The organism is Alkalibacterium sp. f15, from assembly GCF_049389645.1.
GTDB lineage: Bacteria > Bacillota > Bacilli > Lactobacillales > Carnobacteriaceae_A > Alkalibacterium.
This window is the reverse complement of sequence record NZ_CP186540.1, coordinates 507,565-520,174: the sequence shown is the minus strand read 5'-3', so window position 1 is coordinate 520,174 and position 12,610 is coordinate 507,565. Positions and strand designations below refer to the sequence as shown.

General features: G+C 37.1%; 9 protein-coding genes and 1 other annotated feature. Of the genes, 6 read left to right on the top strand and 3 right to left on the bottom strand.

Going from position 1 to position 12,610, the window contains the following annotated elements; all coding sequences use genetic code 11:
* Positions 1 to 21: 21 nt before the first annotated feature.
* Both ACO1PF_RS02685 and ACO1PF_RS02680 read right to left on the bottom strand, forming a co-directional pair.
* Complete coding sequence (locus ACO1PF_RS02685; RefSeq protein ID WP_423189816.1) at positions 22 to 1,485, bottom strand: ABC transporter permease; 1,464 nt, start codon at positions 1,483 to 1,485, stop codon at positions 22 to 24.
* Between the two features lie 15 nt (positions 1,486 to 1,500).
* A complete protein-coding gene (locus tag ACO1PF_RS02680) occupies positions 1,501 to 2,946 on the bottom strand; it encodes an ABC transporter permease subunit (protein ID WP_423189815.1) in 1,446 nt (481 codons plus the stop codon).
* A gap of 117 nt (positions 2,947 to 3,063) precedes the next feature.
* Positions 3,064 to 3,345: a binding site (T-box leader), on the bottom strand.
* A gap of 261 nt (positions 3,346 to 3,606) precedes the next feature.
* On the opposite strand from ACO1PF_RS02680, the gene ACO1PF_RS02675 reads away from it, so the two are divergent.
* From ACO1PF_RS02675 to ACO1PF_RS02660, 4 genes are all read left to right on the top strand, one after another.
* The gene (locus ACO1PF_RS02675) at positions 3,607 to 5,334 is read left to right on the top strand and encodes an ABC transporter ATP-binding protein (RefSeq protein ID WP_423189814.1); all 1,728 of its coding nucleotides are present in this window, start codon (positions 3,607 to 3,609) and stop codon (positions 5,332 to 5,334) included.
* 229 nt (positions 5,335 to 5,563) lie between these two features.
* Positions 5,564 to 6,406 (top strand): ADP-ribosylglycohydrolase family protein, encoded by an 843-nt coding sequence (locus ACO1PF_RS02670; RefSeq protein ID WP_423189813.1) that lies wholly within the window; start codon positions 5,564 to 5,566, stop codon positions 6,404 to 6,406.
* Between the two features lie 301 nt (positions 6,407 to 6,707).
* Positions 6,708 to 8,063: a YjiH family protein gene (locus tag ACO1PF_RS02665; protein ID WP_423189812.1), complete on the top strand. Its 1,356-nt coding sequence runs from the start codon at positions 6,708 to 6,710 to the stop codon at positions 8,061 to 8,063.
* Positions 8,064 to 8,694: 631 nt separating this feature from the next.
* Positions 8,695 to 9,123: a hypothetical protein gene (locus ACO1PF_RS02660; RefSeq protein WP_423189811.1), complete on the top strand. Its 429-nt coding sequence runs from the start codon at positions 8,695 to 8,697 to the stop codon at positions 9,121 to 9,123.
* Positions 9,124 to 9,235: 112 nt separating this feature from the next.
* Here the strand turns inward: ACO1PF_RS02660 and ACO1PF_RS02655 are convergent, their stop codons facing one another.
* Complete coding sequence (locus ACO1PF_RS02655) at positions 9,236 to 10,084, bottom strand: CPBP family glutamic-type intramembrane protease (RefSeq protein WP_423189810.1); 849 nt, start codon at positions 10,082 to 10,084, stop codon at positions 9,236 to 9,238.
* A 358-nt stretch (positions 10,085 to 10,442) separates the two neighbouring features.
* Between ACO1PF_RS02655 and ACO1PF_RS02650 the strand changes: the two genes are divergently transcribed.
* A complete protein-coding gene (locus ACO1PF_RS02650) occupies positions 10,443 to 11,351 on the top strand; it encodes a GNAT family N-acetyltransferase (RefSeq protein WP_423189809.1) in 909 nt (302 codons plus the stop codon).
* Between the two features lie 75 nt (positions 11,352 to 11,426).
* Positions 11,427 to 12,548 carry a hypothetical protein gene (locus ACO1PF_RS02645; RefSeq protein WP_423189808.1) on the top strand — a complete coding sequence of 374 codons (1,122 nt, stop codon included), beginning with the start codon at positions 11,427 to 11,429 and terminating at the stop codon, positions 12,546 to 12,548.
* The last annotated feature ends 62 nt before the right edge of the window (positions 12,549 to 12,610 follow it).

Here is a 12,610-nt window from a genome sequence, read left to right as displayed (position 1 = left end):
ATTACCAAAGTTAAGAAAGTGCTAGTTCAATCGCGGATCTGTCGCATCACGAATCCCATCTCCAAGAAAGTTAAAAGAAAGAACCAGTAGAATAATTGCCAGGCCGGGATAAATCGCCAGGTAAGGATACGTTTCAAGGTATTGACTGCCGATACGGAGAATATTCCCCCATTCCGGTATATGAGCTTCAACACCTAATCCAAGATAACTTAAACTGCTTGTGGCGATTACGGCTGTCCCGATAGTCAATGTGGAACGCACTATCATAGGGGCCATCGAATTAGGAATGACATGTTTTAAAATGATTTGTGTATTGTTCTGTCCGAGTGCACGGGCTGCTTCGATGTATTCAAGGTTAGTGACCTGCAGCACATTAGCACGCATGGTTCGTGCATAGGATGGGATGTAACCCAGACTCAGTGCAATAATCAGATTGGTTGTCGAGGCCCCGAAGGCAGCGACGATCGTAATTGCCAGCAGCAGTCCAGGTATTGCATAAAGGATATCCAAAAGACGCATGATGATATTGTCGGTCTGACGACCATAAAAACCGGAAATGGCTCCAAATGCTCCACCAATAAGCAGTGGAATAGCTGTAGCCAGTAAACCGACCGAAAGAGAAATCTGTGTGCCGTAAACGATACGGGTAAAGACATCGCGTCCAAAATTATCTGTCCCAAACGGATACTGTATACTTGGACTCTGCAGAATGTTTGAATAATCATTCTGTACAGCAAATGAATAACTGAAAGAAAAGTTGCTGGTTAATGCCAATGTTACAAGAAATGAAATAAATAACAGTCCAAGCAGTGCTGCGTGATTTTTGATTAAATTTTCACGGATACTAGTCTGACGTTTTCCTTTTGATTCAGGCTGATTGTCTGAATAGAAGGAAGCAGCGACCAGGAAGACCAGTAGATTACCTGTGAGTCCTGATAAGAGAAGGAGACCCAATCCAAATTTCTGAATACCTGGATGCCAGTTATAGAACTTATGTCCGAATGCAAGAGTCAGACTGTGAAAGATTAAAGTGATAATCAATATAGAAAGTGTTGTGAGAAAAGAATTTGTTACGAAAGGCTTGAAGAGATTCAAACTGGTTACTCCAATAATCAAAATATCCACCAGTACCATATAGATAGAATAGACAAGACCGGTACTCAAGGTTTTTTTAAAAGCCATGACACCTGAAATGAAAGTGAAAATATTTCCAGCCAGTAGACCCAGAATCAATAGGGCTGCAAGAATACGGTCAACTACAGATTTATTTTTTGCCTTAAAACTTTTTTGCTTCACACGGTAAAGTAATATCTGATGCATTATGCTGAACCCGGTATTGACAACACCAATCAACAGGAGTGGAAGTGAAATACCAAGAGGCTGAAGCTCGATGCTTAAAATCAGCCATAGTATTGAATACGCCCAGGTTAATCCATTATTGAACTGGAATTGCTGAATAATCTGATTTGTTTGATAAGATTTCATTATTTACACCTGCTTTCATTGCCCATTTTTAATTCGGGATCTAATACGCGGATCCAGGAAACTGTACATCAAGTCGACGATCAGATTCACAATAGAAAGGGCGATGGCGATATAGATAACGCCAGCCATGACACTGGGAATGTCGGGAATAAATTGCTTGCTGACAATGTAACTTCCTAATCCACTGATATTAAAAACCTGTTCTGTAACAGCTGCTCCTCCAAGCATGGCACCGAACTGAAGGCCTATAATAGTAATGACAGGGATCAAGGCGTTGGGTACTGCGTGTCTTAAAATGACACGTTTACTGGAAAGTCCTTTAGCCCGTGCTGTCAGAATGTAATCCTGATTGATGACTTCCAGTGTAGAAGAACGGGTCATCCTTGCAACGGATGCCATGAGTGCCGTACCGAGAACAACGGCCGGCATGATAAGTGAAGCCAGGTTTGAAGCGCTGTATGTGGCCGGAAGCCATCCAAGGTTTATAGAAAATGTCAGAATGAAAATCAATCCTTGCCAGAAACTTGGAATGGAAATACCGATCAGAGCAATAAACATAAATAAATGATCAAACGTTGTATTGGCTTTTACAGCTGCATAAATCCCTGAAGGTAGAGCTACAGAAACTGACAGGATAAGAGCAAAAAGTGCCAGCTGTAAAGTGACCGGGAATCGTCTCATGATACTGGCGACGACCCGTTCATTTCCTGCAAATGAAATGCCCAAATCAAAGGTAAATACGCCTTTGACTATACGCCAGAGTTGAACAATATACGGATCATTCAAACCGTGTACCTGATTAAAATTCTCAATCTGCTGAGGAGTAGATTGTTCTCCTAAGATATTAAGTGCCGCATCGGATGGTGAGAGATAAAGGAGAGTGAAAACAATCGCTATGACTCCGACAATCACGAATAACATGGCAACGAGGCGATTGGATATATAGCGAACCATAGGTACTGAGACGATCCACAAGAGTAGATACATCGGAAAGCCTAGAACAATAGATAATAGAAAACCCGAGGGTAAACGAAGCCACCTGGTTGTTTCATGTAGGAAATCCTGTGGCAGGGTATTAGATTTTTTGTGTTGGCTGTTCGCTCTTTTTTTTATTTCCTGGTGATAAGCCTCTTGAAAATGATTTTCTGCACTTTTTTCTATCTGGGACGGGGACATCGACTGCTTGAGAAAAGATACCTTTTTTTGCTCCTGAGTTAACAGCTCTTTTTTTAATTCGGCTGCTTCGCCACTTTCTTTAAATTCCTGTTCGATTTTTTCAATGAGATGTTTCGAATCATCTTTACGTTTGTTAAATAAGTATCGAATCAGGACGATAAGTTGAAAAGGAAAACTCAGAAGTTTCAATCCCCATGATACGTGACGTTCCTTGGATGCATTTTCATAGGCTTCACTTACTAACTGTCGATAGTCAACCGGCTTACTTGTTTCTTCTTGTCTCATGAACAAATCCTCCTTCCTTTTAGTAATCTAAAAAAAAATAGCATATCAAAATAAATATAAAACTCAATTTATAATAAGAAAACCCTTAAGCAAAAATTCTTCTATTATGAAGAATTGCTTAAGGGCAAGATATGAAATTTTACGGTTCCACCTTAATATACATAAAGAGACCCCAAATAATGCGTGGGAAACTTTATGAATCTCAATTCGGTATGACGCCAAATACGAACGGGTATACCGACATGCTGTAACGGGCAAACCCGATATGATCTAAAGAAAAAAATCGTTCAATCATATAACTCCAAGATGCACTTCCAGGTTTTTTTCCAGATCCCCTTTCACTAATCGGGACTCGCTTTGCTTTCATAAAACCTGTACTTTTCTTTTTATCGTTTTTTAATTGTGTACAATTGAATACAAATATATCAAAAGTATTTTAATACGTCAAGCCTTAATAGCAAAAATACTTATTATTTGTAAGAAGTTGATGATTTTTCTTTTGAATTTGGACACCAAATTCAAAATTTCATCTTCTCTTTGAGTGCTTTAACGTGAAAAAGGTTTCATTTACAGAAAAATAATGTTACATTCTCTAAAAAAGAACTAGAAGATAAATGTCCCATAAATACAGGGACCTACCTATAGGTGAAGGAGCAGACAATGGAATCTTTATTAAATGTAAATAATTTATCGGTATCATTTTCAACAGGAGATACAGTACAACAAGTGACGTCCAATGTATCGTTTGAAGTACAAAAAGGAGAAACAGTCGGTATTGTAGGAGAATCTGGTAGCGGGAAAAGCGTAACGGCACGTTCGATCATGCAGCTTTTAGCTCCTAATGCACATATACATCAGGAAAGTTCCATTGCCTTCATGGGAAAAGAACTGTTCACATTGACTGAGAGAGAGATGCGGGACATACGAGGAAAAGATATAGGTATGATTTTTCAGGATCCAATGACGTCATTGAATCCTATCATGACTATTGGTGCTCAAATCGCGGAAACACTTCGCTATCATGAAAAAATTTCGAAGAAAAAGGCAGAACATAAAGCAAAAGAAATGATGCATCAAGTAGGCATTACGAATGTGGAGGAACGATACAGTCAGTATGCGCATGAATTTTCTGGGGGAATGCGGCAGCGTATGATGATAGCATTAGCCCTGGCTTGTAATCCTTCACTGTTAATTGCCGATGAACCAACCACAGCTTTGGATGTGACCATTCAAGCTCAAATTCTTAACTTGCTGAAGGAGATTCAGGAGGAATTTGGCACAGCTATCATTATAATTACACATGACTTTGCCGTGGTTGCTAATATGTGTGACAGAGTTATAGTAATGAAAGAAGGCAAAGTTATAGAATCAGGAGATACGAAGTCAGTCTTTCAGAATCCTAAAGAAGAGTACACTAAAATGCTGCTGGATGCTATACCTAACCTGCATAAGGAAAAATCTGAGGCGCATAAAAAGAAACTGGCTGAAATACATTCGGGTCAACGAAAAAGGCTGGTGGAAGTTTCGCATCTAAACAAGTCTTTTTCTCTTGGTAAAAAAGAAACCTTAAAAGCTGTTGATGATATCAGCTTCTCGATTTATGAAGGCGAAACACTCGGACTCGTAGGCGAATCAGGCTCAGGTAAATCCACTACTGGAAGATCTCTTTTGCGTCTACATGAACCCACCAGCGGTGAAACAATATATGAAGGCTTTGATTTGAATAATTTATCGCAAAGAGAAATGAAATCTATGCGTAAACACGTTCAGATGATATTTCAGGACCCTTATGCTTCTTTAGATCCACGAATGAAAATTATGGACATTATCGGAGAAGCTATTGATATTCATGGACTGGCGAAAAACAAAAATGAACGGACTGAACGTATTCTGGAACTGCTTGACTTAGTAGGTCTTGATAAAAGCTATGCTCAGCGTTATCCTCATGAGTTTTCAGGAGGACAGCGTCAGAGAATAGGGATTGCTCGTGCCTTGGCAGTCGATCCAGAGTTTATTGTACTCGATGAGCCCCTGTCAGCTTTAGATGCTTCTATCCAAATTCAAATTGTTGAATTACTGGAAGAACTCCAGACAAAATTCAATTTGACTTATTTATTCATTGCTCATGATCTGGCGATGGTCAAACAAATATCCGATCGGGTTGCAGTGATGTATAACGGTCAGATAGTTGAACTCGCAGATGCGGAAGAATTGTTTGATAATCCAGTTCATCCATATACTCGGAAACTATTATCCGCTATTCCTGTACCTGATCCCGTGTATGAAGCAACACGTCAATCGATTGAACAAGTGAAGGATGAATCCTTTGATTTGGATAAAAGTACATTTGTTGAAATTAGTCCTCACCATTGGGTAGCGCAAGAGTAACATTCAGCTTAGACTATAAATTCAAAAATGACTCAATCTTTGTTAAAAGATTGAGTCGTTTTTTGTCTTAATAAGAATAAATATTCAATTAAATTAATAAATGAAAGTATATCTGATAACAGATTAATGACGGGGGAATGAGATACTAAATGTTTAAGAAGCTTACCAGAAGATTTCTTGATAAATATCCGGTTATAATGTAAAGAGTGACACGAAGGGTGGTATTCAAATGATAGGAGCAATAATCGGAGATATAGTGGGTTCCCGCTTTGAAGGTTCGAATCATAAGAGTAAAGATTTCGAACTTTTTGCATCTGATTGTCGACTGACTGATGATAGTATCATGACACTTGCTGTCGGGAAAGCGATTTTAGAAGCCGAAAAAACTAGGGGTACATCTCTGAATCAGAATCCTTTTGACAGTATTGACTATGATTTATTGGAGGCTTTAGCGGTTCATTACATGCAAGAAATCGGTCGCAAGTATCCTGATTGTGGTTACGGAGGCAACTTCATGGAATGGATCTTCAGTACAGATCCTAAACCCTATAACAGTTACGGTAATGGTGCAGCAATGCGTGTGAGTCCTGCAGGGTTAGCTGGTAGGACAGAAATGGATGCGTTAGAAAGAGCTAAGAGGGTAACAAAGGTTTCGCATAATCATAAAGAGGGACTAAAAGGGGCAGAAGCGGTAACTCTTGCTATTTATATGGCTCGAAAAGGTCTTTCTAAAAGTAGTATTTATTCCAGAATAAACGCTGACTATTATTCGTTGGATTTTAAACTGGACAACATAAGAGATTCATATGAATTTGATGTATCGTGTCAAGGTTCGGTTCCTCAAGCAATTAAAGCTTTTATAGAAGCGATGTCATTTGAAGATGCTATCCGTACAGCCATTTCAATTGGGGGAGACAGTGATACCATAGCTGCAATCACAGGATCGATAGCGGCATCTTTTTATGGTGTTCCGGATTCTCTAAAAGAAAAGGCGTTCTCCTATCTAGATGAAAATTTGATTAAGGTATACGAAGAATGGCAAGCATTCATTGATGAACAAATAAAAAAATAAATATTCATTTTAGCTAATTTAAATACTGCCTTGATTGGAGATTTTTTGTTAAAACGAAAATAATTAAGGTGGTTTTTTAATAGAGTTCACATTATAAAAGTTGTTATGGCAGCATAAAATACGAAAAAATGTAATGATGTCAGAAACTAAATGTCAATAAAAAGGAAGATTGATTTAATCCAGGTAAAGTATTTTTATACATAATTATTTCATTATATGAATGAAATGAAAATACGAAATAATTGTAATACACTAGTGTATGTGCTATTCTGATAAACGACAACAATGGAGGTTTTTATACGTGATAAATAAGTTGAAGTTCATATTTCTATCGATTTTTGGGTTTGTATTTTTTCTAGTACCCTTCACGATCAACGATGAGAGTAAAATAATGTTATCTCATATCATTGATTTTGTAAAAAATAATATTCTAGATGAATTCCTTGCCTTCACAGCCGCAAGTGCATGGATCGTGTTGATTGCGACTGTTGTATTCATATTCTATACGTCACAAAGTAAGTTTATCAACTCTATGTTTAAAGCTTCTGCTTTCAATGTAGTATTAAGAATTGTCGGTTCATTCTTATATCTCATGGTCTTAAATAAATGGTTTGAAAGTTATGATTTTGCAAGTGCCATACTGGATCCTAATACAGGGGGACTAATGGCAGGAGCAGATGGACTGTTGACCACGCTTTACATAACCTTCTTTGTGGGGATACTTGCACTTCCACTACTCACTCATTTTGGTATCGTTGAATTTGTCGGTATTTTATTGGGCCCTATTGTGGTGAAACTGTTTAGAGTACCGGGTTATTCAATGATCGATGCGATTGCTTCCTTTGTAGGGGACGGTACAATTGGTATAGTGGTAACTGACAGACAGTATCAAAGAGGTTACTACAATAGAAGAGAAGCTTACATCATAGCAACCAGTTTTTCGGTTGTAGGTATTGCTTTTGCGGCTGCAGTGGCTGAAGAGTTAGGGTTCAGTAGTATTTTCCCTATTTTTTATGGCTCTATTCTATTAGTGACGTTGGTCATTGCCTTTATTATGGCACGTTTACCGCTCAAAAAATTCGAGCCGACTTATTATGAAGGGAAAACACCAAAATCAGTTGAAATTCCGGAAGATAAAACGATTCTTGAACATGCTTTTGATTCTGCTGTCGAACAGGCAAATGAGACTAAAATCATACCCACGATTATTGATGCCTTCAAGAATATTGTTCATATATACGTCGGATTTTTACCGATTATTATGGCCATAGGAACGATTTCATTAATTATTGCCGAATATACGCCGTTTTTTGATATCATCAGTGCTCCATTGGTACCTATGTATGAATTGATAGGATATAGTACAGAAGTGGCAATGCAAATGGCACCTGCATCCGTTGCTGGATTTGCTGACATGTATTTACCCGCTCTGTTTATAAGTGGAGCTACTAGTGAAGCTGCACGTTTCTTCATCGGTGTCTTAGCCTTTACTCAGTTAGTATTTATGTCTGAAACCGGCATGATCTTAGTTAAAACTAAAATTGGTTTAAACTTTTGGGATGTCGTCAAAGTCTTTTTGTTTAGAACGATAATATCTATCCCAATATTAATTATCATCACTAATGTTTTAGCTGTTATGAATGTTATATCATTCTAGAGATAATCTGATAGGCTATATAAGTTTGTGTCAACTTTAATCTTATAGAAACCCACACTTCCTTGGTTGTAAGCTAAGAAGGTGTGGGTCTCTTTATTATGTTTAAAGAATTTGATGAATCATAAATTGTTTTACTGGGATTTCTTATCTGAATGGTTGCACTGTTTTTCAATTATCAGAGACAGTAGGTGAATGTATAACATTGAGACCTAGTCTGAATTATGTTGTTTAATACTGGATTATATATCAATACAGTTTATCTAAGTTAAATTTCTAGACAAATTCTGATTTTCAAGAATAATAGAAGTGAAGGAGTAATACTATTGATTTAGGGGTACAATAAACAATTTTTTGAATTTGATATCTATTGAGAAGGCAATGCTGTTGGAAGGTGGACACGAGTATAAGGATTGATAAAATAAGATTTTTCTCTTAATCTTTTTTCTCAGTTCAACCTTTATCAGGAGGGTAAACACGGCAAGCATATCGAAAAGGTTAGTAAAAGAAGAGCTCTATGATCGTCAATTATAAATGAATTTTGATTTGAGGAAATAGCGATATATCTATAGGGCTTTTATATAAATCCACTATAGAGATATACAGTGATGGAGAACATAAGGGGGTAAAAGTAATGGATCATGTCGTTTACGTTGATGCCAAAGCAAAAGAATTGGATAAATTAGTTGAAGGAGTAAAAAAGACAATTGTTAGAGGTGCTGCCGGTAGGAAAGTTCCCTATGGTAAAGTGAGCGTTGGAGATGTATTATATTTCATTAATAATAATGCTGAAGGTGAGATACGGGCAAAAGGGCGTGTCAGCAATGTTTTCAATTCTGAAAAGTTAACTAAGCCGGAATCCGTCAAACTGGTCCAAGAAAATCAGGATAAACTGCAGTTAACAGATAAACAATTTGCACGTTGGGCCGGTAAAAGATACATCATCCTTATTGAGTTAGATAAGGTGGAGACGGTTAAACCTTTTAAATTGGATAAGAAAGATTATGGAAATATGGACGACTGGCTACCAGTGGGAGAAATTGCTAAAGTAAGACATGGCTAAATATAAGTTAATTTTAGCGACTCCTAAGATTAGAATGATTCTGCCTAACTTTAGGGGTCACTATAAATATCAACACAATGTTTTACTATTGTTAGTGAAAGGTTATGCTTGTTTACTGCTGTTTTAGCGTGCGGACAGGTGAGTATTTTGATAGAAGAAGAACAATACCCCAAGTAACTAAAGCAGGCACTGTACCCATAATAGGATTCTCGATAGTAATGTCCCCAAGAACAAGAGTAGTTCCGGTATTTAACCAGGCATGAAACAGGATCATTAAAAAGATGCTTCTAGTGTTAAGGTATAACCACGAAATAATAAAGGTCTGTCCAATGATCGATAAAGTGAAACCAATGAGTGAAACTAAGGTGAAAACGAACCCGTCAGTATAATATAAAAAGATTACATAAGGAAAATGCCAAATTGCCCATAGTGTTCCTAGACGCCAGTTCATTTCATCAAAGGTATACGATTTTTGCAATATCTCTAAGGCAAATCCACGCCATCCCGGTTCTTCAAGTCCACTGGTGAAGACTTGATAAAGAAAAAAAGGTAGCAATAATGATATAGAAATTTGTGAATTGAAGAAGGCGTCAGAAGGAATGTTTAATAACAAACCGATCATCCAGACTATGAAAACTATGATCAAAGGAAGTATAAAAGCGATAAGGTACCATTTCAAGTGTATATGCCATAAAATAATTCTCTTGAAAAAGAGAATGCGTTCCTCTTTTTTATAATATCGCTGGATAATGACCAAAGAGGCAATGAGGGGCCCATACACACCAAGACGAAAGATGATTATTGGGAGAACTGGAGCTGCTTGAATATAATCCCGATCGATCATATTCAAGAAAGTAGGATCATCAAAGTCTAGGATGAATGCTATGATCCAGCACGTCCAAGTTATGCCATAAGCCAAAAAAATGAAATAGGTGAGAGCACTTTTATCTCTTTGCTCCATTATTATCATCCTCTCTTCAACAGGTATTATGATTTCTTAGTATAGAAACAGATATAGGGTAATTGTTTATTAGGACTGGTGGTTTGTGTTATAAAATATGTAAGCGTTTCGCTTATCTGAAAATGAAAACTGTTAGCTTGAAGATTAAGTCTAAATGCAACATTTAGGAGAATAAAGAATTATATTTGGATTGTCCAAGCCATTCTTTATTATATTTTAAATCTCTTTTAATATAATTTCAAAATATATGGATTTATCTTGATCTTTTAAAAATGATAAACAACTTGTGCAAGAGTACAGTCATTATACATATGAAATTAAAGAATCAATTTTTACTCATAAACATAAGGAGGCATTCATGACCGTTCACTTTAGACATTACAAAGGGGAAGCTGGCATTACTGATGATTATTATAAAATACGAGATTTTTTAGTGGAAATAAGAAGTACATCCTTCACTTATGCTAGATGGGATTGGATGATCACACATGACTATTTGGATGTGAATTCAATCAATAAGATAGGTGTTTGGCAAGATTCAGACAAGATAGTGGGTATAGCTACGTTCGATTTACAGTTGGGCGTTGCGTATTGTCTAAACTTACCGGAGTATGCTTTTTTGAAAAAGGATATGATACTCTATGCAAATGACTGTTTAGCTAAAGACAATGAAATCGGTATCGTTATCCCGGACTCTGATGTTCATTTTCAAGATGCCGCCACTGATTTGGGATTTATAGCGACTGAGAATAAAGAGGAAGATTCAATTTTCTACATTGCTAAAACGCCGATAGAAATAACTGTTCCAAAAGGATTTGAAATAACCAGTATGGAAGAAACCTTTGACTTGCAGGGCTATTATCGCGTGTTATGGAAAGGATTCGATCATGAACTAAATGGAGAAGGTGACTTCTGTTTTTCAGAGGCAAATAAAGTATCTGGAAAAAAACAGATGATCCGTCCTAATGTTGATTTGAATTTGAAAATCGCAATAGTTTCTCCCAAAGAGGATTTTGTTTCTTACTGCGGGATCTGGTATGAGAAAAAAATGGATTTTGCAGTAATAGAACCCGTCGCTACAGATCCCGAGTATCGGCGTATGGGTTTAGGTAAAGCGGCGGTGCTTGAAGGTATAAGACGAGCGGGAGAATTAGGAGCAAAAAGAGTTTTGGTGGGTTCCTCACAGCAGTTTTATTACAATATCGGATTAAGACCTTATTCTACAGCTACAGAATGGAGACCAAAAAATAAGCGTATTTCAAGATAAGCATCAAAAAATCATATAGGTGTTATTTTCATAATATGATCTATGTATTAAGTGATCAGAGAACGGAGTGAGTGTATGGAAGACAAACAAAACTATTTATTGAATCCTTTTCAAATAGATATCGATCCTATGGAAAAATTGCTGTTGATCAATTTTGAAAAAGATCCCGATGATACGTATCTTGGATTCGAACCCCAAGTATTCGAAGAGGGAGAAAACGGCAGGGGACATCTAATACTTGGATGGAGAAAAGATGGTAAGGTTGATGTCTATCATCAGCCGACTTTAAAACTGGATCCAAAAAAGTACGATATTGCCGGCAAAGGACTAGCCAATATGATAGAAAGAGAATTAACTGCTGCCTACTATGAAGTGAATAATGAGGGGGTTCAAGCTTTTTATCAATTCAAGGATATTTTTGAGAGAGAGATTTCAATAAAAATCAAAGAATTTAACACAAAAAAACGTAAGCCTTTTAGTCTACTCGCTCCAATGGGGGATGCAGCAGAAAACCCGTCAGCTCTTCCGTTGATTTTACTTTATGATTTTTACTTTGTTCGAAAAAAGCAGACTGATATCCGCATTTCTATAAATGGTAGATCACATAAACCTGATGAATTGCCAGTGCCGATGGATGGAAGACGGATGCTATACTCTCGATACAGTCTCAAGCCACTTATAGTGAAATTCAATCCTGAGAAAAATGAAGAAATCAAACTACTGAAAATCATTCATTTGGGAAAAAAGATAAAAACAAATGACTGTGACATTGAAATGAAGTGGACCGATTCTCTACCGTCTATTAAAACAATCACACGAAGAAATCCTGTCTATCCTGTTAATCTGACATTTGATCCGTCCTTTCCGAATATTATAGCGCTCGAGGATAAGGATGTTATAGAAGGGCAGTTTGCGATCACGGCCCATCCGTCTTCCGGAAGCATAGGCGGTAATTATAAAGTTGAGAAAAAGGGAAGCGTCACGCAGGTTAAATTGCATCCTTCTGATGGATGGATGCCGATTCCTACGAAGATGTCTTTGAAATTTTTATATAGTGTTGGGAAGATTTTTAAAAACTGGCCTAAAACATATGAATGGACGGGCTATATCAAAGAAAATGAACAGCAATTTTATTGCATCCAGTCTGAGTGGAAGAGAATAAACAAAAATGAATTCTATAAACAAGACAAACTATGAGTGTTTAACTTTATCAAGGGATATCCCAGCGATATTAACTTCAATTATTGACTATAAAGAGA